Here is a 21,424-nt window from a genome sequence, read left to right as displayed (position 1 = left end):
CCATACAATGAACAACCAAGCGAATGCCGGTTCCGCTGCAATCGCAGTTCCCGAGGTGAGTGACTTCGGTCTTACGGACGCCCAGGTGAACGAACAGATTCAGGCCGGTCATGTCAACAAGGTCGATTCGCAAAGCTCCCGTTCCGTCTGGAACATCGTACGGGAGAACGTGTTCACGCTTTTCAATGTCATCATCTTCGTGGCGATGGTGCTGGTGCTCATCACGGGTCAGTGGAAAGATGCGGTTTTCGGTGTGGTCATCGTCATCAATGCCGGTATCGGCATCGTCACTGAGCTGAAAGCCAAGCACACCCTCGATAAGCTTTCGATTCTGGTTTCGTCAAAATCCCTTGTACGACGGTCCGGCCGTGACGTTGAGGTGCAACATGACGATATCGTGCTGGGCGATCTGCTGTGGATTCGTGCAGGTGAGCAGGTGCCCGCCGATGCCACTATTGTTCAGGCATGGGGGCTTGAGCTGGACGAGTCGATGCTCACCGGCGAATCGCGCACCGTCCGTAAAGGCGAGGGAGATAAGGCCTATTCGGGCTCGAACGCGGTCTCGGGGCTCGCTTTGGCGCGCGTGGAGGCCGTGGGTGACAGCGGTTATGCGGCCAAGCTCACCGCAAAGGCCAAAGTCTATAAAAAGACGGTTTCTGACCTGAGCCGCGGTATTAATACGATTTTGAAAGTCATGACGGTGGTCGTCGTGCCGTTGTGCTTCCTTCTGCTGGCATCGCAGATTCGCGCCGTCGGAGGATGGGGCGAGGCCTTCGCCGACGGGGCCTGGCGGCAGGCTCTCGTCTCCTCCGTAGCCGGAGTGGTGGGCATGATTCCCGAAGGGCTTGTGCTGCTTACTTCGCTGAACTTCGCGATTGCCGCGATGAGACTGGCCAGACAACACACGTTGGTGCAACAGCTGGAAAGCGTTGAGACCTTGGCACGCGTGGATGCCATCAACCTTGACAAAACCGGCACGATCACCGACGGCGGCATCGTTTTCGAAGGGCTGGTTCCGGTGGGCGTTGCCTCCGATCATCCCGTCACTTCGGTAGGCGATACGGACGCGGTCGTCGCCCTCGCCGCCGATGCCGCCGCTGCCGCTGGGGTTGGGACTGCCACGGAGGCCAACGGCATGGAGGTTTCTGGCGAGTCCAACCCGTCGTCACCCGCTCGCGTTGGCGATTTTGCCTTGGCGCGCCAGGCGCTCTATGACCTTTCCAACGAGGAGAATCCCAATGGCACTGGCAGTGCTGTATTGCAGGCGTTGGGCAAGGAAGGATTGGTGTCGGGTTCGGTGCAGGCTCGTGTGCCATTCTCTTCGGCCCGTAAATTCAGCGCCATCGTACGAGATGGCGACGTGTGGTACCTTGGTGCGCCCGAGGTGTTGATGGCCGCTTTTTCCAGTCAGTACGATACAGTCAGAACCGCCGTTGAACGGTATGCCGGCGAGGGCCTGCGTGTGCTGCTGGTCGCCAGGGCCACGGGTGCTATTGATGGCGCTTCCGTAACCGCCGCCTCATTCGCCGATAACCCAAGTATCCTGTCTTCGGCGGTTCCTGTGGCTCTGGCGCTGTGCTCCGAGCGTATTCGCGAAGATGCCGAGGAGACACTTGCATGGTTCCGTGAGCAGGGTGTTCGGTGCCGTGTCATCTCCGGGGACAACCCCACAACCGTGGCCGCCATCGCCCGTAAGGTCAAGCTCACCGGAGACCGAGATCCCGTGTCGATGGATGCACGCGAATTGCCCGACGACACCAAGGAACTCGCTCGGATTCTCGAGGACGTTGATGTGCTCGGCCGCGTGTTGCCCGAACAGAAAAAGGCCATCGTCGATGCGTTGCATGTCAATAACAACGTGGTCGCCATGACCGGTGACGGGGTCAACGACGCTTTGGCGTTGAAGCAGGCCGATCTGGGCATTGCGATGGGTAATGCGGCGCCGGCCACCAAGGCCGTGGCCGACGTGGTGCTTGTCGATTCCAAGTTCTCCCATCTGCCTGACGTGGTGGCGCGCGGCCGGCAGGTAATGGCTAATATGGAACGCGTGGCCTCGCTGTTTCTGGTCAAGACGGTCTATTCGACCCTGATTGCTCTCGGTGTGGTGTGCACTTTCGTTCCGTTCCCGTATTTGCCGCGCCATATCACCTATATCGGTGCGCTGACGATTGGCGCACCCGCCTTCATACTTGCGCTTGCGCCGAACACTCGACGTTACATCCCCGGATTTTTGGGACGTGTCGTGCGGTTCGCCTTGCCCGGAGGCATCTCTATCGCGTTGACGGTGCTGCTGACGACTTGGCTGTTGCCGGGTGTGATGGGTTGGGACCTTCGGAATTCCGCAGATCAACTCAAGTTGCACCAGATATCGGCCATGATTATTTTCGTCACGGGCATCATGGTTTTGGCGCGTGTGGCGCGGCCATTGCACTCATGGCGCGGATGGCTGGTTGCCGCATTTGCCGCGATTGGGGTCGTCGGTATGTTCGTGCCTGTCGTGGCCGATTTCTTTGAGCTGACTTTCCCGCTCGGCTGGACGCTGGTGGCTATGGTGGTATGCGTGGGGTTGGGGGTTGTGCTCTATGCGGGCATTCAAACCATCGGTGATTTCATCGGTAAGGCGTATCGACGTGTCAAGTCGCGCTTTGCCAAGTCCTGATGATCTCATGACAGGTTCTGCTTCCAGCGCTCCATACGACGATACGGATTTCGACTCATGCAGCCTTGCCGTAGACGCGGTCTGTTGAGGACGAGTGTGAAGAACGAAGCGATATCTATGCCACGGTCCGTGTCGATGCCTGGCGAGGCCGAAGGCTACCGTAACGGAGGCATTCTTCAATGCTTCCTCATACATTGATGCGTTAGAAATCGATACTAAGGCCCGTTCAAATCTGCGAACCAGCGGATTCGCATCTTGTCACTTATGGTCGCCGGACACTACCGCCAAAGCCTTCCAGGATGGGCAGGAACTTGCCACTGCTATATACTCTCAGGCGCCGCAGGGTTATGACGCTCAGTCGCCTTTGGCCCAGCTTCAGCCCAAGGCTCAGGGAACGGTGACGGTTGGCTACGTGCTTAAGGATCATTCGCCGGTCACGGTTGAAATCACCGATCTGCTCTCTCTTGATGCTGGTGCGAAGGTTAAGCATGTTTACAACCTGTAAACGTCAGGAATAACGAAAATCGGGAATGGCGTGTTCGCCATTCCCGATTTTCATATCTTGTCGGCGCCGAAGGCTCCTTTGTGATGGGTTTTGCCCGGCTTGAACTCAGTCGTCACTGCTGCCGAACAGCTGAAGCAGGTAAAGGAACATGTTGACGAAATCAAGATACAGATTCAATGAGCAAAGAATCGAAATCTTGTCGAGCACGGTGGTGTCCCCGTTGAATGAGTATGCGGCTTGGGCGTACAAGGCGCGGGTTTGCTGCGCATCGTACATGGTCAGCCCGGCGAAGATGATCAGGCCGATACCGGCGGTGACCATAAGCATGGTATTGGAAGGTGCGATGAACATCATCACGACTTCGCCAATGACCAGAGTCAGGAGTGCGACCATCAGAATCGGGCCGGCCTTGAGCATGTCCAATTTGGTGGTCAGTGCAAACATGGTCAGCACAAAGAAGAAGGCGACGGTCATGATAAGCGCCACGCCGATGGATTGCAGGGTGTAGGCGAAGAAGATCGAGGCCAGCGTGAACCCGGTCAACGCCGCATAGGCGTAGAACAGGATGCGAGCCGTAGAGGTCTTCAACTTTTGGATGCGTGCGCCCAGCACAATGGCGATGGCGAACTGAACAATCGCCAGTCCAATCCAGCCAACCGTCCCGGTGGCTTCAACGAACTTAGGCAAGGCACCACTCGATGCCGAAACGATGGCGACGACGGCGGTCAGCAGCAGGCCGAGCGTCATCTCTCCATAGGCTTTGGCCACTGAGATGTGGCGTGCCCGTTCGAATGTATAAGCCGTGTTCGCGTTCATGGTGGCCGTAGGCGTCGCACCACTGCGATTCATGCCTGGGGTGTACCGGGTTCCTGCGTAGGGCTGGCCTTGTGGCGCAGGATACTGCTGGGTTTGGGGTTGAGTATAATAAGTATTTTGCGGTTGGCCGTATGGCTGGTTTTGAGGCTGTCCGTACGGCTGCACCGGGTTCATGGATTTTTGGTTCTGGATGTTGATGTCCCCGTAGGGCATTTGTGGGGTGCCGTCCCCGTTCGTATTGTTGCCGAATGCCATGTTGTCCTCCTTACAAGGATATATTACCCATTTTAGGGTATAAGTCTGGCAAAATGCTGACAATGGCAATATGGCGAAATTTTGAACTCACAGATCGGCTTGGTCGGCAGGATTCGGACCCTCCGAAACCGGCGCCTCTTCCTGGCGCGGAGCACCATTGATGTCACGGTGGATGTTCTGCATTTGCGTTTCCACATTCTGCAGACTGCGCGCACAGTCGAGCAGGGTCTGCGAGTGTTCCGAAAGCTTGACATCAGGCAGGTCCGACTTGTATCGCAAAGCATGCTCAAGACTGGCCCAGTAATCCATCGCGATGGTGCGGAACTGCACTTCGACAGGGGTGTAATGTTCGCCGTTCGATAGGAACACGGGCACCGCGTAGATGACGTGCAGACTGCGATAACCGTTCTGCTTGGGGTTTTTGATGTAGTCCTTGACGCGGAGCACCTGGATGTCCGGTTGGCTGGAAAGGTAGTTTGCCACCGAATACACGTCGTCGCGATAGTTGCAGATCACGCGGATGCCGGCGACGTCGAACAGGTTGTCGCGTATCGATTTTGTGCATAAGGGCAGGTCGCGGCGCTGCAACTTGCCAAGAATTGAGTTGACCGACTTCAGCCGGCGCTCCATGTGGTGAATAGGGTCGTGCGAGAAATGAACGTGGAATTCGCTGTCGAGGACTTCGAGTTTCGTGCTGATTTCATACATCGCGCCTTCGTATACCTGCATCATGTCGATGAACTCGGTGATTTCCTCGGCGGGGAAGACGTTCTTCGGATCGATGCCTTTGCCGCCCTGTGCGGCCTTTTCGAGCCGTGCCTGAATCTCGGAGGTGTTGATGCGTTCACGTTGGTCAAGTATCACGGTCTCCATCATAGCCAGGGGAGTCCCGAACGTTGAGCAATCGGCTTGAAGTGGAGGCTGCATCGGGGTGTCTGGACTTGTTTGCCGCGACAAGCGATGCGTTGCTGCGCTGCGGTGCTTGTCGTTGCCTGGCCGTGTTTGCATTAGGGCGTTGTATTCGGGCTGCCTTGATGTGTTGACGTTGCTCTGCTTGTGTGGATTCGGTGCGTTTGGCTTTCGGTGCGGAAGGACTTCCTGGACGCCTTCATTTAACGCGGCCACGGGTATCGAGGTGATTGTTGACCTTAAAATAGCGGAAATAGTTGCGTTTGATGGTGACGGGCAAACTGGACTATACAATCGTCCATATGAGTACAGTGGATGATGCGTCGGCGAAGGAAACGGCGGCTGAGGTTGAACGGATGCGAGCGCAGGAGGGCGATTGGGGACGTTGTGACCGCCGTGCGCGCCGGGTCGTGTCGATTATCGGACCGACCGCTTCCGGCAAGACCGGTCTTGGCATTGCGTTGGCCCAGGAGCTTGGCTCGCGAGGAGAGTCCGCCCAGATCGTCAATGCCGATGCCTACCAGATGTATCGTGGCATGGATATAGGCACCGCCAAGGCCAGTCGGGCCGAGCGTGAGGCCGTGCCCCATCACCTGATTGACATCATCGAACCTGAAGAAGCGATGAGTGTGGCGCGTTTTCAGGCTCTTGCGCGGGATCGGATCACCCTGCTTCGGGAGCATGATGTGCGACCCATTCTCGTGGGCGGTTCCGGTTTGTATGCTCGGGCGGCCATTGACGAGATCTCGTTTCCCGGCACGAATCAGGCGGTGCGTCTACGGCTGGAACGGCGGGCGGAGTCCGAGGGGCCCGGAGCATTGTATGATGAATTGAAACGGAAGGACCCGCAGGCGGCGGCCCATATGGATCCACGCAACCCTCGCCGCACCATTCGGGCCCTTGAGGTCATTGAGGTGACCGGACGGCCGTATTCGGCCAGTCTGCCGCGCTACCGCTATGTTATTCCGGCTGTGCAGATTGGCCTTGATCTTTCCCGCGAGCAATTGGATCGGCGTATCGACATTCGCACGGAGCGGATGCGCCAGGCCGGTTTTGTCGATGAGGTCCGGCGTTTACGGCCTCGATTGGGGGTTACGGCGGCGCGGGCGCTGGGTTACGGTCAGATTTGTCGGTACCTGGACGGGGAGCTTACCGAGGACGAGGCTTTTTCCGACATCGCCCAGAAGACCAAACGCCTGGCCCGCAAGCAGATGGGTTGGTTCGGGCGTGATCCCCGTATTCACTGGCTTTCCGCGCTCGACCCCGGACTGACGTCCAAAGCGATCGAAATCGTCGATAATGCCGATCGGGGAATGTATGACGATTCTGATGCGCGGGCCGAAACGGCGCCCTTCGCCGTGCATCATCTGGGCGACCTGTCCTCCTGACGGGGCGCTTGGTCTGCATGGCGACCGGTTGTGCGACCGACGGAAGGTTGCTTTTCCTATGCGTAAGGCGCTTTGCCGGACCGGAGTGTATCGGCTGCCGGCCGCGGGCGGGGCTTGACGTAGAATTGCCGTTGTTATGGCACGTACATCATCAGCGAGTAATAGATCTTCCCAAAACCGTAGCGGTAAAGCCGGCGGTTCATCCGGACGCGCTTCAAAAAAGCGGGATGCCGAAGTGATGTCTCCGGACGCCCCTTTCTGGATCGCACATTCGACCGCTTGCCGTGTTACGGCGTTCTTCGTGCTGCTGGTTCTTGCGATTCTGTTCTGCGCGTCGGAGTGGTTCCGCGTCGAAGGCGCCATCGGCTATGGCCTGCATGTACTGGCCACCGGACTTTTTGGGGTGATGAGCCTGGCGTTGCCTCTGTTCCTTGTAGTGTGGGCGGTTGTTGTTGTTTTTGACGGTTTTTGAGTCCTTCGGACAAGTGAGCGTATTGCGTATCGTTGGCGGTGTCGCGCTTGTATTGGTATGCATCTGCTCGGTCACGGATTCATTTGCCGTGTCGATCCACATGCCGTTCAGCATGGATGCTTTGCGTGGAGCGGGCGGGCTGGTTGGCTATGTGCCCGGCACGCTTCTGGCCAGAGGTCTTTCGCCGGTGTTCGCCGCCCTGCTTGATGTGGTCCTCACCTTCTTCCTTCTGATTCTGATGATGGGTTTCGCTCGGTTCAAAAGGCTCTGCGCGCCGTTGCTCGATGCCGTTTCGAATTGGTTTGACGGGCATATGCGCACTCGTCAAGAGGCTGATGATGTCGCCGCAGCATCGGAGCATGAGCAATTCCCCGATGAAGCGGGCGTAGGGGGGGACACTCTGGATTTCGCCGAGGGCGTACCTATGCACGAGGATGGCGATTCGGGGCAGAGGCGAACGAGCCGCGTTGCCGATATCGATCGACCCAAAAATAAGGGTATCGGGGCATTCTTCTCTCGTTTGTTCGGTCGTTCCGGCAAAAACAGGGCGGATGCGGACATTGACAGATATGCCGGCGATGAACCCTTCGATCACGCCGCCGCCACGGAGAAGACGGACCCGCTGTCCTATGGGTCTGATGACAGGTTGCGGACGGTGGTCGACCCGGTTACCGGGGAGGTGTTTTCCGTCCACGCCGCTGACGCGTTCCCTTCGAACGTCGCGGATGCCGGTGCCACGCAGGTGCTGCCGGTTGTGGCGCCGACTGGCGCTGATGGGGCATATGTTGCGCCATCAGAAAGCCAGACGAATGGTTCGCAGGCCGACCCTTGGGCGGTCGTCAATAGCGACGGGGCGATGTCCGGTGACGGGGCGATGCCTGCCGAGGAAATCGTCAAGGGCGTTGCCGGAGGCGCTGCGAATCTGCCCGCTTCCGTGGCCAACACCGGTACCGGCGACGACACGGGTGAGCCTGTGGAGGACGACGAGCCGGCAGGGCCCTATCAGTTGCCCGACCTTGATATGCTCGTCAAAGGCAAGCCGCATATGGCTCGGACGAAGGCCAATGACAACGTCATTCAGGCGCTGACGGACACGTTCAAGGAATTCGGCGTTGACGCCAAGGTTATCGGTTTCTTGCGCGGACCTTCGGTGACGCAATATGAGGTTGAGCTCGGTCCCGGCGTCAAGGTCGAAAAGGTCACGAACCTGCAACGCAACATCGCCTACGCCGTCGCCTCCACGGATGTGCGAATTCTTTCGCCCATTCCCGGCAAATCCGCCATTGGCATAGAGATTCCGAATATCGACCGTGAAATCGTGCATCTCGGCGACGTGTTGCGAAGCGACAAGGCCATGAACGACCCGAACCCCATGCTTGCGGGGGTAGGCAAAGACGTCGAAGGGCATTTCGTCACCGCGGATTTGACCAAGATGCCGCATCTTCTGGTTGCCGGCGCCACCGGATCGGGCAAGTCGAGCTTCATCAACTCGATGCTCACTTCGATCATCATGCGAGCGACCCCGGAGCAGGTGCGTTTGATTATGGTGGACCCGAAACGTGTGGAATTGTCCGCGTACGCCGGTATTCCTCATTTGCTCACACCGATCATAACCGATCCGAAGAAGGCGGCACAGGCTTTGGAGTGGGTCGTAAAGGAGATGGATGCCCGCTATGACGACCTGCAATACTTCGGTTTCCGGCATATCAAGGATTTCAACAAGGCCGTGCGCGAGGGGAAGGTGCACCCGCCGCTGGGTTCCAAGCGCAAGGTGGCTCCGTATCCTTACATCCTCGTCGTGGTCGACGAGATGGCGGACCTGATGATGTTGGCCAAGAACGATGTGGAAAGCTCCATCCAACGCATCACCCAGTTGGCGCGTGCCGCCGGTGTGCATCTGGTTCTGGCCACCCAACGCCCGTCCGTCGATGTCATCACGGGCCTTATCAAGGCCAACATCCCCTCGCGGCTGGCATTCGCCACGTCTTCGGCCACCGATTCCCGCGTCATCCTCGATACCACCGGTGCCGAATCGCTGATCGGGCAGGGCGACGCCTTGTTCCTGCCGATGGGTTCCGCCAAGCCGATTCGTGTGCAAGGTTCGTGGGTCGGGGAGTCGGAGATTCGTCAGGCCGTTCGTTTCGCGCGTACGCAACGCAAGCCGCATTACCGCGACGATATCGCTCAGATGGCCGAACAGGCCGAGCAGAATCAGGCGCACCCGGACGAGGAAATCGGCGACGACATGGATACGTTGCTCGAGGCGGCCAAACTCGTGGTGACCACACAATTCGGCTCCACTTCGATGTTGCAGCGTAAGCTGCGCATCGGCTTCGCCAAAGCCGGGCGCATGATGGATCTGTTGGAATCGCGTGGCGTGGTCGGTCCCTCCGAGGGGTCGAAGGCCCGTGAAGTGCTTGTACAGCCGCAGGATCTGACGCAGACCCTTGATTTTATTCAAGGTAAGACGAGCTCGATCGTCCCGTCCGATGCGGTCGCCGAACAGGCGGATCCGGCGGACGAGACCTGATTGATCAGAGGCACCAAATGCGGCGTCCAAACCGGCTCTCGGGTCGTGGGCGTTGGTTCGTCGGGTTTTTGTTCGTCCCTGCCCATTGCGTTCGATGGTCGCTAATCATACGTGAAGGTCGGATTTCAAGGCGTTTTGGGGCGTCAGACCGCGTGTGAGCAGTAAAAACCTCTGTCGTAATGTCGATAATTGCGACACATTACAATTATCGTCCAGTGTGATCAAATTGTCCTTCGGTTGTCTGGCCTTCGGTATTCATGATTCACCGCTTTGTTTCGTTCGGTTCGTACCGAATTCGGATTGTTCCCGTCTGTGCCGGCGTTGCGGGTTTCCGCGTGAATCGGCGCGATGCGGCTTGTTGTGCGGGGTTTTGGCAAGAGGCTGATGTGAGGTGCCTGCGGTAGAGTGATGGGCATGCAACAACGAGAAGAGCATGGATCACTGCTGGACGGCTGGAATGCGCCGCCTAATCTTGTCACGTATTCGCGTATTGTTTTGGTTCTCATTTTTCTGTGGGCCGACATAGCGTCCGGTCCTTGGGGCGTCAAGAGCCCGTGGTTGCGTTTCGCGGCTGCGATTCTGTTCATCGTGGCCGCCTCGACCGATAAGCTCGATGGCTGGATGGCCCGCAAATACAATCAAGTGACCGAACTCGGCAAACTCATGGATCCGATTGCGGATAAGCTTCTGATTTGCTCCGCGCTCGTGGTGGCCTCTGTATTCGGTGAGGTGCCTTGGTGGATTACCGCTTTGTTCCTGATTCGTGAAATCGGCATCACTGTAATGCGATTCTTTGTCATCGATACCGGCGGTACGGTCATCGCCGCAGCTACGGCGGGCAAGCTCAAGACGCTCACGGAGTGTGTGGGTCTTGGCATGTTGTTGATGCCGGTGTGGGCCCTGTCGAATGCCGTCAAGGATCCGGGTCTGGTCTCCTTGCCCGGGGGTGGACCCACGCTTGCGCATCTGGGCACGGGGGCGCCGAACTGGTGGTTCGGTTATTATGCTTTGGCGAGTCTTATTATCATGGTGGCTTTGGTGCTGTGCCTGTATTCAGGTTACGTATATGTGCACGGGGTGGTGCAGGCGCGTAGGTCATCCTGAACGGTAGGACATCATGATAAAAGGTCTCAGGGAATCCTGACGGATTCTCGGCAGAAAGGCTGACGATTCATATGGACAACGAAGACGACGGTCGGTTGAGTCACGGGCTTTCCGATTCGGGTGGTTCCGATGGCTGTGACGTCCGGGGGCCAGGACACAGCGGTGAATCTTCGACCGCGAAGTTCCCTGAGCGCGGCCCGGGCCGGCTCGGTTCGCCGTCTGATTTGCTCAATGCCCGCTGTTCTGAGTTTGCCGATCTGACCGACGCGGATATCGCACGACGTTGCGACGTTCTGGCGGGTCGTCTGTTGGATTCCTGCCGTGTCCGCGATTGGAAGATCGCAACGGCGGAATCGCTCACCGGTGGTCTTCTGGCTGACGCGTTCGTTCGCATCCCGGGTGCCTCCACGGTGTTTCTGGGTTCGGCCGTCACGTACGACATCAATGCCAAGGCCTCCGTTCTCGGGGTCGATGCGTCGCTGCTTGAGCGTGAGGGGGCAGTGCATCCCGAAGTGGCACGTCAGATGGCTCGGTTCACCGCACGTTTATATGATCAGCCGAAGTATGGCGGGCGTATTGTCGGGCTTTCCACCACCGGTGTGGCCGGGCCGGGGCCGGATGGCGATAAGCCTGCAGGTCTGGTGTATGCGGGTGTGTCGTTGCCGGATTGGCCCGCCGATCGGGGTTCTGACTGTGACTTCGGCGCACGCGGTGAACAGCGGGATGTGTCTTCGGATGAATTCGGCTGCTCTGAATGCGGGTCGGATCGTTGCAGCGAGGAAACGAAGGTCATGCCGTCCGTCGGTCAACCCGCTGCTCGTCATGGTGCCCGACACTTGGACAAGGGACGTTTTACCACTGCCTTCGAATACCGTCTTCCAGGCTCCAGACAACGGGTTCGCCGTCTTACGGTGTTGGCTGTATTGGAAAATGTGACGCGTATCACAGTGCCGGTAGAGGAATAATTTTCGCTATCGGCTGTTGTATGGGGTGAATACGAAAACGAGCATTGTTGTTGAAGATGCCAAGGATTAAGGGGGGATGGTGGATATGATTACGAATACAAGGCAGATGGAAGAGCAGATGGTCATGAACGCTCAGAACGTTCAGCGGGAATTCGCGAACAATGCGAGGAATAAGGATTTGACCCCGGCGCAGCAGCGTGCGGTTGCTTTCGCCCAACAGCAGGTATTGAAGGCGCGGGCCGCCAAGAAGGCGAAGGACGATCGTCAGGCAGCTCTCAACCGTATGTGGCAGGAGGAGGACGCCGAGCAGAGCAAGACGCGTTCGGTCGCCCACCGTCGTGAAGAAGGCTCTGAAGGCCGTGATGTCTCTTTGCGTGAAGCCATAGGTCATGTTCTGCGCGACCTGCGTACGCGTGATCACAAGACTTTGCGTGAGGTTTCCGAAAAGGCCGGCGTTTCGCTGGGCTATCTGTCGGAAGTGGAACGTGGGCAAAAGGAGGCTTCAAGCGAGCTGTTGGCCTCTATTGCCGAGTCTCTCGGCTTCAACACGGCGCAGATGTTGCGTATGGTGGCCGACTATCTCGACTCTGATGAGGCGTGATTATTGATTCTACCGGACCCATCGCTTTGCTGCGGTGGGTCTTTTCGTATCTTTCGGTTAGTGTGGCGGTATGAGGGAACGTGAATTTTGGCAGTTGCTTGATGAGGTACTGGGTCGCGCCTATGGGCGAGCGCTGGCGCGGGATCAAGTGCTTGTGGGGCTTGGCAACATGACCGTGGTCGAGGCGCTCGAACAGGGTGTCGAGCCGCGAACCGTTTGGAACGTACTGTGTGACCAGCTTGAGATTCCCGATGAGCGACGTTGGGGCAAAGAGCATAACGCTCCTCCGATGCCTGCGCGCTGACCGGTAGAGCTTTACGAAGTCGTTGCCAAACACGCCCTTCGAACATTTGTTCGTATTGTGCAGTATGATGGGTACGCAATCAAGAAAAAAGAAAATCGTTTGAGAGTTTTGCGTTCGAGGTACCGGAAATATCTCTAAAAGCTTGGAAGCCAAGGCGTGTCGAAAACGTCCCGAAGTTATCCACACTGTCCCGTTCGGCTTGCGTGGGCGGTGGTCGTTTCCGTATCGTTGAAATAAGGGAGCTGTTAGGCCGACATAAGGAGAACGAATGGCACAGCAGAAAAGTTCGTCGAAGGGCGATAAGGTCAAGAACCTTAAGACGGGGGCTGAAGGCAACGACGGGGGCATTGACCCGCGTCGGAAAGCCGCGCTTGACACTGCGCTGAAAGCCGTTGAGAAGGACTTTGGCAAAGGCGCGGCGATGCGTCTGGGAGACAAGCCCCCACAGGATGTTGAAGTGATTCCGACAGGCTCGTTGGCTCTCGATTTGGCGCTGGGCATTGGTGGTTTGCCGCGTGGCCGCATCGTGGAGATTTTCGGACCTGAGTCCTCCGGTAAGACGACTTTGGCGTTGCATGCGGTCGCCAACGCCCAAAAAGCCGGTGGGGTGGCAGCTTATATAGATGCCGAGCACGCGCTCGATCCGGTTTATGCAAAGAAACTTGGGGTCGACACCGATCAACTCATCATTTCTCAACCGGATAACGGTGAACAGGCATTGGAAATTGCCGATATGCTGGTGCGCTCGGGCGCATTGGACATCGTGGTGATTGATTCAGTCGCCGCATTGGTGCCGAAGGCGGAAATTGACGGGGACATGGGCGACAGCCATGTCGGTTTGCAGGCAAGACTGATGAGCCAGGCTTTGCGCAAGATGACGGGTGTGCTGGCCCAATCCGGAACCACTGCGATATTCATCAACCAGTTGCGTGAGAAAATCGGTGTGTTCTTCGGCAATCCGGAAACCACTACGGGTGGCAAGGCGCTGAAGTTCTACTCTTCGGTGCGGCTTGACATCCGGCGGATTCAGACCATCAAGAACGGTGAAGAGGCTATTGGCAACCGCACCAAGGTCAAAGTGGTCAAGAACAAGATGGCTCCTCCCTTTAAACTGGCTGAGTTCGACATTCTCTATGGTGAGGGCATTTCCACCGAAGGATCGGTTCTGGACATGGCTCTGCAGTGCGATGTGGTGAAGAAGTCAGGTTCGTGGTTCACCTATGAGGGCGATCAGTTGGGCCAGGGACGTGAGAACGTGCGCCAGTTCCTCAAGGACAATCCTGTCGTCACTGAGGAAATTGAGCATAAGGTCAAGGTTAAGTTCGGCATCCTCCCCGATGACTCGCAACCGGAAGGCGACGAGTCCCAAGACGGTGATAAGGGTGGCTCGTCGAATGCGGCGGCCGCGTCCGAGAGCTCTGACGTCGCCGGAGAAGTGGTAAAAGACTGATTTCCCAGAATGATTGACGTTGAAGAGTTTCTCGCCTCCCATCCTCGGACCGTTGCCGAGGACGCGGAGGTCGAGGATTCCGTCGAAAAGTCCGAAGGTCACGGTTCCGGCAAGCGGCGAAGCCGTTATGAGGTTAGGACGCGCACCCACACTGTACCTATCGAGAGCAGCTATACCGGCGGCTTTGGGTTGGGACACGGGCGTGAGGACCCACAGTCGGATTCACGTAATGGCGGTACCGGTGGTATCGCACGCTTTGGTGGGTCGGGCAGTGATGACTTTTCAGGTGGTGTCACTGGGCGCAGCCGCTCTGGCTCGCCCACGCGAGGCAAGGGCTTGCACGGGCGCTACGGCCGTCGCCGAAATGGCTATAGGCCATATCGGCAGGCAGGCCCGGTCAAACGGGTACCGGACGATCCGGCAGATGTCGAGGCCTGTCGCGAAGCGGCGCTGACGTTGCTCGACGCCTCTGCGAAGTCTTCGGGCGCACTGGTTAAACGGCTTGTCGAAAAGGGCTACGATGAGACGGTGTCGCGGGATGTGGTCGCTCGTCTGGCCGAGGTTCACCTGATTGACGACGAGGATTATGCACGGGAATTAGTGCGTGGCTGTGCCGGGCGCATGATGGGCGAGCGTGGCACGGTGATGGAGCTGAAACGCAAAGGGGTCGAGGCTGCCTTGGCCCAGAGCATGGTACGTCAGGCTCGTGAGCAGGGCGTATTCGAGGACGCCGCATGGGAGTTGGGGCGTACCGTCGCTTCCAAGACGTGCGGCCTTGATCTGCAAGTGCGTCGTCGTCGCTTTTGGGCGGCAGGAGGCCGCAAAGGGCATGACCCTTCAATCTTGCGTGAGATCGCCCAGCAGCTGTTTGCCGATGCCGACGAGCAGTAATTGCCTGCATGTCGTACGTGCGCTCAGCCTCGCAGCAGGACCGGTATGCATTGTGTGTCAGTGTCTGCCTTGTTCGATGGATGGACTGAATGAGGGGGTGCGGATACTTGCCTATCGTGAATCACTATACGGTGCTGGGCGTGCGCCGTCGCTGTCCTCCAGCCGATTTTAATGACAACAGCAGGTTATGTGTGTCCGGGGCCGAGGCGACCTGAAGGATGGCGCACTGCCTGATGTACGGTTAAAGTACGTCTTGCATATCAGAAAACGTCATGTAGGAGCAGTTGGATAATGGCTTTGCATCCGGCATGACGTCTATGCGGGAAAAAATCGGGAAGTTGGGCTTTCGCCCCTCAAAAGTATGGTGAGACCTCTTATACCCCGGGTTCTGTCGTATGGGAACTCCCACACGGATGACCATCCATCTCGACCTGGCGTTGCCGCCAGGCTCCAGCAGCCTACCCGAAGGCCGGGCGAGCAACCCGTGCCGACGTAATCGATACGTAGCGTGCCCTCTGCTTGGCCTTGCTCCCGATGAGGCTTGCCATGCGACCGCTGTCACCAGCTGCCCGGTGGTCTCTTGCACCGCCGTTTCACCCTTACCCGGCCGAAGCCGGGCGGTCTGTTCTCTGTTGCGCTTGCTCTCAGGTCGCCCTGGGCGGACGTTATCCGCCATCGTGCTCTATGGAGCCCGGAAGTTCCTCAGCCGACTGACGATGTCGCTAGTCGGCCGCGGTCATCAAGAGGTCTCAGCCATCCGATTATATCAAATGATATCTTGGGCACGCCGCTTACAAGCGAACAGCGTATTATCGGGTGCTTTCAGGGCTTTGTAAGGTTGACGACTAGACTGGTTCACATACGCCGGCACAGTCACAGCCGGTATGGAAGCGGCCCTTCAGGGTCGCCCGTCAATGAGGAGGTACGACGATGGACATCATCGTAACCGGGCGTCATATGCAAGTAAGCCAAAAGTTCCGCGATGTTGTGGATGGCAAATTGAACCGTGTCACGGCGATCGCGCCCGACGCTCAACGTGTTCAGATCGTAGTGACACGAGAAGGCAATCCAAGACAGGCGGACACCGCCAAGCGCGTGGAGATTACCGTCGCCGCCGGGTCTACCGTGATTCGTGCCGAAGCCTCAAGCGCTGACGAATACAGCGCCCTCGATATCGCTTTGGACAAACTCACCCTGCGTTTGCGGCGTAGCCGTGATCGTCGCAAGGATCACCGTCGCGGTTATCAGTCCCAGAAGCCGGTGGATTTGGGCGTGGTGCCTCTTGATGAGCCCGTGAACACAGAGTCCACTGAGCTTCAGGAACCTGAGGAGGAAATGGAGCATCCGCTTGCTTCTGATCTGGGTCCGGGGGAGTCCGTGGAGGTTCAGGTAGGTGACACTCCGATCGTCATCCGCCGTAAGCTTCATGCCGCCGAACCGATGTCCATCGATGAGGCACTGTATGAAATGGAGCTCATTGGTCACGATTTCTTCCTGTTCGTTAACAAGCAGAGCGGCCGTCCGTCGGTTGTGTACCGTCGTCATGGGTGGAGTTATGGCGTGTTCGAGATCGACACCCCAGAGAACATCGCCAAAGCCCGTGAGACGGCCAAAGCTAAGAAGCAGTGATTGCACGGCGTCGACTGGCGTCCAGTTTGAATCCTGAATAAGGCTCGTCGGTTTCCGACGGGCCTTTGCCGTGCCTTAACGTCTCGCGTAATTTCGCTTACGGGCCAGAAGGCGTGTCCGGTGGCTTTTCTTCTGGTGGTCGGAGTCGGGGTATCTCATGGTGATGCGGGTGTCGTTCCCGCCGATTCAGGTGCCTAGGTCGCTTCGTCGGTGATGACTTGGTCGACGGGCATTGTTCGAATCCGCCGGATCGCCATCCCATTGGAGGGTTTGAACGATGCTGCGCGATGATTCCTGTGATCGAGGTTCAAGTAAACCCCGACATCGTTTCAGCCCCAATATCGTGCAACGCCATGGCGTTTCTCTTGGAAACCGATTGGCGAAATGGATCGTCGAACTCTGGGTTGCTTGAAAATCGTCGCCGTCGCGTACTATGTGTAATAGTCTGTGCCGAGCCTTGACCGGCTTGGTCTTGCTCGTTTACGGGAAACGAACTTCAAGGAGCAAAAGTGGTAGATATCGTCGATAAGGCTCTACGTATAGGTGAAGGCCATCAGATCAAGAAGCTCGAAAACGTTGCGAAGGCCGTCAATGCCCTCGAAGACGACATCGCCTCTTTGAGTGACGAAGAGCTTTCCGGTCAGACGGCAAAGTTCAAGGAACGTCTTGATAACGGTGAGAACCTTGACAAGTTGATGCCCGAGGCGTTCGCCACGGTGCGTGAGACCTCGAAAAGGACGCTCGGTCAGCGGCATTTCGACGTGCAGCTCATGGGTGGAGCCGCGTTGCACTGGGGCAATATCGCGGAGATGAAGACCGGTGAGGGCAAAACCCTCGTGGCGACCCTTCCCGCCTATCTCAACGCGCTTGAGGGCAAGGGCGTGCACGTCGTCACCGTCAATGATTACCTTGCCAGCTACCAGAGTGAGCTGATGGGGCGCATCTTCCGCTTCCTCAAGATGGATGTCGGTTGCATCATCACCGACCAGCAGCCCGCCGTGCGCCGCAAACAGTACAATGCGGACATCACCTATGGGACGAACAACGAGTTCGGTTTCGATTACCTTCGCGACAACATGGCTTGGGACAAGGGTGAACTGGTGCAGCGCGGCCACCATTACGCCATCGTCGATGAGGTCGATTCCATTCTGATTGATGAAGCCCGTACGCCGCTGATCATTTCCGGCCCTGCCGAAGGCGGGGTAACGCGTTGGTACCGTCAGTTCGCCAAGCTGGTGCTGAAGCTCACGCGTGACGAGGATTACGAAGTCGATGAGAAGAAGAAGGTCGTTGGCATCCTCGATCCCGGTATCACCAAGGTCGAGGACTTCCTTGGCATCGACAACCTGTATGAACCGAACAACACCGCTCTGATCGGTTACCTCAACAACGCCATCAAGGCCAAGGAACTGTTCCTGCGCGACAAGGACTACGTCGTGACGCACGGCGAGGTTCTTATCGTAGACGAACACACCGGCCGTGTACTGCCCGGACGCCGCTACAACGAGGGTCTGCACCAGGCCATCGAAGCCAAGGAGGGCGTAGAAGTCAAGGCCGAGAACCAGACCTTCGCAACCATCACGCTGCAGAACTACTTCCGTATGTACGACAAGCTTTCGGGTATGACCGGCACCGCTGAGACCGAGGCCGCCGAGTTCATGAACACCTACAAGCTGGGTGTGCTTCCGATTCCGACCAACAAGCCGATGATCCGCGAAGATAAGGATGACCTGATCTATCGCACCAAAAAGGAGAAGCTCACCGCCATCATCAAGGATGTGGCGCGGCGTTATAAGAAGGGTCAGCCGGTGTTGCTCGGCACGGCTTCGGTCGAGTCCTCTGAAATCATTTCGTCGTTGCTGGATGTAGCGAAGATTCCTCACCAAGTGCTTAACGCGAAGCATCACGAGCAGGAGGCGGCGGTCGTTGCCGTTGCTGGTCGCAAGGGCGCGATCACCGTGGCCACCAACATGGCCGGTCGTGGTACCGATATCATGCTGGGCGGCAACGTCGAGTTCCTCGCCGACCAGAAGCTCAAGGCCGAAGGCTATTCCGCTGATGACACCCCTGAAGAGTACGAGAAGCGTTGGCCTGGCACTCTGGCCGAGATGAAGGAGCAGGCCAAGGACGAGCACGACGAGGTCAGCGAGCTTGGTGGTCTGTACGTTCTGGGTACCGAGCGTCATGAATCGCGGCGCATCGACAACCAGCTGCGCGGTCGTTCCGGCCGTCAGGGAGATCCGGGCGAATCCCGCTTCTACCTCAGCCTTGAGGATGACCTTATGCGACTGTTCAATACGCAGCTTGTGGCGCGTGTCATGTCCAAGGGTCTGCCGGAAGGCGAGCCAATCGAGGCGAAGAGCGTTTCCAAAGGTGTGCGTACGGCGCAGAAGTCCGTCGAGTCGCGCAACTACGAGATGCGTAAGAACGTCCTTAAGTACGATGACGTGATGAACAAGCAGCGTCAGGTCGTCTACTCGGAGCGGCAGGCCGTGCTCAGAGGCGTCGATATCCATCAAGACGTGCTGCGTTTTATTGGTGAGACCATCGCCAGCTACATCAAGGGCGCCAATAATGGCAGTGACAAGCCTGAGGATTGGGATTGGGACGGCCTGTTCAAGGCGCTTAACACCGTGTTCCCGGTCAATGTCGAAGTCGACGAGGCCAAGGAGCAGGTAAAAGGCCTTAAGGGACAAAAAGCCGTAGTTGCATTGCAGACGCTGCTGGAAACCGACGCAAAGGAACAGTACGAAGGCTTTGAACAGCAGCTTGGCGCGGAAGGCTTGCGTACCCTGGAGCGTCGTGTCGTTCTGGCCGTGCTCGACAAGAAGTGGCGTGAGCACCTCTACGAAATGGACTATCTCAAGGATGGCATTGGCCTGCGAGGCATGGGTCAGCGTGATCCGTTGGTCGAGTACCAGCGCGAGGGCTACCAGATGTTCAACTCCATGATCGAGGCCATCAAGGAGGAAAGCATTCAGTTGCTTTTCCATGTCGACATCGAGCAGGTCGCCGCTGATGAGGCCAATGATGAGGATATGCCGGAAACCGATCAGGCGGTCGATCAAGCCGCGCAGGCCGCAGGAGTGCTGGACGAAAATGCTCAGGCGGATGAACGGGCTGTGGTCACGTCGGCTCCCTCCGATCCCGATACGGTCGATGAGGACGCCGACGAGGACGAGGTGGCTGATGCAGATGAAGTGATCGGTCAGGACGAGCAGGATCGTCCAGCTGCCGGCATTGTCGGCCCGGCCCCTCTGAGCCATGCCGAAGGCAAAGTTTCGTCGAAGCACCCGAAGTCAGAGGAGCTCAGGACGCCGTGGTCCGATGGCCGTACGTTCCCCGGAACCGGCAGGAACGCCCCGTGTCCGTGCGGATCCGGACGCAAATATAAGATGTGCCACGGCCAGAACGAGCAGTGACGGATAAATCGGATTGAGTCACGATTCTAAAAGGCTGGGATTCAAGGGTTATTCGCTCTTGAATCCCAGCCTTTTCATGCCTTGATTCGCTGGTAATCCAGCTTTCACGCAACAGTGTGATTCGTCAGACCCGCGACCCGTCATCAAACCAGCCCGGGTGTTGACCGGTGATGTCATGATGCCTGGTAATCAGTCCGACGGATCCGATCACGATTCCAAGTCCTCCGAGAAGTCCTAGTACGCCGGCAAGTTTGGGCAGAAACGCCGCAATGATCACAAGTGCAATGCCCGCCGCCAACATGGCTATGAACACGGCCGTTACCACGTTGATGAGACCAAGATCGGGGTTTGGCGGCGTGAAATCGTCGATGTCATCGATCGTGGTATCGGCATCAAGCCAACTGGAACGTTCGAAATCGCGGGGGCCACGGGTGCCGAAAGCGTGACGTCTGCCGTTCTCGGCAACAAAGGAATCCGGCGAAAGGTCTTCGACGGACATGAGGGCCTTCTTCTCTTGACGACGAACATGCCTTTCGAACTTCTTGGCGTTCCGCGAGTTTTCGATTCCTTCGAGGTCGTCGGCGTGCTCCTTGGCGAACCGGTCCCACGCGTCTGCCTTTGACGGATCCGATAAGCCGCTCTTCTGGGCGTCGTCCGAATCATCGTCCGCGTCCTGGGTATCCTTGAGGCTAGTCATAAAAGCTACTGTAATCGTTCGGCAGGCCAATTGCCGGCTATCGGGTTTGATCGTTTATCCGGTCGCGCGTGGTGCGACACAAAGGAAGGATTCTTATGCTGTATTGGTTTTTCGTGAAGGCGTTAGGTCCGATTGCCCGATGGAGAATGCATCCGACCGGTTATGGGGTGGAGAACATTCCTAAGACCGGTGGCGCAATCATCGCATCCAACCACTTGGCCGTGGTCGATGATGCCCTTATTCCCCTCACCAGTCCACGCATGATTCATTTCATGGGCAAAGCCGAGTATTTCGAGGGCAAAGGCATCAAAGGACGGTTCATCAAATGGTGGTTCACTTCCGTGGGCGTGTTTCCTGTGGATCGCTCAGGAGGTTCGAAATCGCTGGGCGCCATCGCCCATGCGCTTGAGATCTTGCAGGAAGGACATCTTTTCGGCATCCATGTCGAGGGAACGCGCAGTCCGGACGGACGGTTGTATCGCGGACATACGGGGGCTGCGAAACTGGCATTCGAAAGCGGCTGTCCGATTGTACCCACAGCCGTGATCGGCAGTAGGGAAGTACAGATGCCGGGTCAGGTGATTCCCGGCAAAGGACGCACCAAGGTCATTTACGGCAAGCCCATCATGGTCAGGAAACAGGACCCCGATACCCTTACGCGCGAACAACTACGCGACCTGACCGATGAACTGGTTACGCGAATCGCGCAGCTCAGCGGGCAGGAATACGTTGACGAATACGCGCAGACCGTCAAGGCGAGAATGAAGGCGGGCCCCCAATCCGTGTGATTTGCGGCAAAACCTCTTGCCGCCGAACCATCGCAACTT

Annotated in this window: 14 protein-coding genes, 1 other RNA gene and 2 pseudogenes; 13 read left to right on the top strand and 4 right to left on the bottom strand. The window is 57.6% G+C overall.

Annotation, left to right across the window (positions count from 1 at the left end; genetic code table 11):
• Window positions 1-7 precede the first annotated feature (7 nt).
• Both BBOH_RS03020 and BBOH_RS09215 read left to right on the top strand, forming a co-directional pair.
• A complete protein-coding gene (locus BBOH_RS03020; protein ID WP_033521048.1) occupies window positions 8-2,659 on the top strand; it encodes an HAD-IC family P-type ATPase in 2,652 nt (883 codons plus the stop codon).
• 139 nt (window positions 2,660-2,798) lie between these two features.
• Window positions 2,799-3,164, top strand: coding sequence for a DUF5067 domain-containing protein (locus tag BBOH_RS09215; protein WP_081930303.1), 366 nt, complete (start codon window positions 2,799-2,801; stop codon window positions 3,162-3,164).
• 105 nt (window positions 3,165-3,269) lie between these two features.
• On the opposite strand, the gene BBOH_RS03015 is transcribed toward BBOH_RS09215, so the two are convergent.
• Both BBOH_RS03015 and BBOH_RS03010 read right to left on the bottom strand, forming a co-directional pair.
• Window positions 3,270-4,235 carry a Bax inhibitor-1/YccA family protein gene (locus BBOH_RS03015; protein ID WP_074428466.1) on the bottom strand — a complete coding sequence of 322 codons (966 nt, stop codon included), beginning with the start codon at window positions 4,233-4,235 and terminating at the stop codon, window positions 3,270-3,272.
• 87 nt (window positions 4,236-4,322) lie between these two features.
• Window positions 4,323-5,108, bottom strand: coding sequence for a GTP pyrophosphokinase (locus tag BBOH_RS03010; RefSeq protein ID WP_044098179.1), 786 nt, complete (start codon window positions 5,106-5,108; stop codon window positions 4,323-4,325).
• Window positions 5,109-5,500: 392 nt separating this feature from the next.
• Between BBOH_RS03010 and miaA the strand changes: the two genes are divergently transcribed.
• From miaA to BBOH_RS09525, 8 genes and pseudogenes are all read left to right on the top strand, one after another.
• On the top strand, window positions 5,501-6,532 hold the full coding sequence (gene miaA / locus BBOH_RS03005; RefSeq protein WP_033521206.1) for a tRNA (adenosine(37)-N6)-dimethylallyltransferase MiaA: 1,032 nt from the start codon (window positions 5,501-5,503) through the stop codon (window positions 6,530-6,532).
• A 136-nt stretch (window positions 6,533-6,668) separates the two neighbouring features.
• Window positions 6,669-9,534 (top strand): annotated as a pseudogene (locus BBOH_RS03000) (FtsK/SpoIIIE family DNA translocase).
• A 414-nt stretch (window positions 9,535-9,948) separates the two neighbouring features.
• Window positions 9,949-10,638: a CDP-diacylglycerol--glycerol-3-phosphate 3-phosphatidyltransferase gene (gene pgsA, locus BBOH_RS02995; protein ID WP_033521207.1), complete on the top strand. Its 690-nt coding sequence runs from the start codon at window positions 9,949-9,951 to the stop codon at window positions 10,636-10,638.
• A gap of 257 nt (window positions 10,639-10,895) precedes the next feature.
• Window positions 10,896-11,303 (top strand): annotated as a pseudogene (locus BBOH_RS08745) (CinA family protein); the annotation flags it as partial.
• A 406-nt stretch (window positions 11,304-11,709) separates the two neighbouring features.
• Window positions 11,710-12,204 (top strand): helix-turn-helix domain-containing protein, encoded by a 495-nt coding sequence (locus BBOH_RS09210; protein ID WP_237743152.1) that lies wholly within the window; start codon window positions 11,710-11,712, stop codon window positions 12,202-12,204.
• 70 nt (window positions 12,205-12,274) lie between these two features.
• On the top strand, window positions 12,275-12,508 hold the full coding sequence (locus BBOH_RS02980) for a DUF3046 domain-containing protein (protein WP_033521055.1): 234 nt from the start codon (window positions 12,275-12,277) through the stop codon (window positions 12,506-12,508).
• A gap of 268 nt (window positions 12,509-12,776) precedes the next feature.
• Window positions 12,777-13,958 carry a recombinase RecA gene (gene recA, locus BBOH_RS02975; RefSeq protein ID WP_033521057.1) on the top strand — a complete coding sequence of 394 codons (1,182 nt, stop codon included), beginning with the start codon at window positions 12,777-12,779 and terminating at the stop codon, window positions 13,956-13,958.
• A gap of 9 nt (window positions 13,959-13,967) precedes the next feature.
• The gene (locus tag BBOH_RS09525; protein ID WP_081930301.1) at window positions 13,968-14,849 is read left to right on the top strand and encodes a regulatory protein RecX; all 882 of its coding nucleotides are present in this window, start codon (window positions 13,968-13,970) and stop codon (window positions 14,847-14,849) included.
• 361 nt (window positions 14,850-15,210) lie between these two features.
• Here BBOH_RS09525 and rnpB read toward each other — a convergent pair.
• Window positions 15,211-15,601: RNase P RNA component class A (gene rnpB / locus BBOH_RS08315), an RNA gene on the bottom strand.
• A gap of 178 nt (window positions 15,602-15,779) precedes the next feature.
• Between rnpB and hpf the strand changes: the two genes are divergently transcribed.
• Together hpf and secA are read left to right on the top strand one after the other, a co-directional pair.
• Entirely contained in the window at window positions 15,780-16,478 is a 699-nt protein-coding gene (gene hpf, locus BBOH_RS02965) for a ribosome hibernation-promoting factor, HPF/YfiA family (protein WP_033521059.1), read from the top strand.
• 509 nt (window positions 16,479-16,987) lie between these two features.
• On the top strand, window positions 16,988-19,900 hold the full coding sequence (gene secA, locus BBOH_RS02960; protein WP_033521061.1) for a preprotein translocase subunit SecA: 2,913 nt from the start codon (window positions 16,988-16,990) through the stop codon (window positions 19,898-19,900).
• A 124-nt stretch (window positions 19,901-20,024) separates the two neighbouring features.
• Here secA and BBOH_RS02955 read toward each other — a convergent pair whose 3' ends face one another.
• A complete protein-coding gene (locus BBOH_RS02955; RefSeq protein WP_033521063.1) occupies window positions 20,025-20,597 on the bottom strand; it encodes a hypothetical protein in 573 nt (190 codons plus the stop codon).
• 95 nt (window positions 20,598-20,692) lie between these two features.
• Here BBOH_RS02955 and BBOH_RS02950 point away from each other — a divergent pair, with 95 nt between their 5' ends.
• Window positions 20,693-21,385 (top strand): lysophospholipid acyltransferase family protein, encoded by a 693-nt coding sequence (locus BBOH_RS02950; RefSeq protein ID WP_033521065.1) that lies wholly within the window; start codon window positions 20,693-20,695, stop codon window positions 21,383-21,385.
• Window positions 21,386-21,424: the final 39 nt, after the last annotated feature.

It is taken from the genome of Bifidobacterium bohemicum DSM 22767, from assembly GCF_000741525.1.
GTDB lineage: Bacteria > Actinomycetota > Actinomycetes > Actinomycetales > Bifidobacteriaceae > Bifidobacterium > Bifidobacterium bohemicum.
Note: the sequence above shows the minus strand (reverse complement) of the source record. Positions and strands in the feature narration are given on the sequence as shown.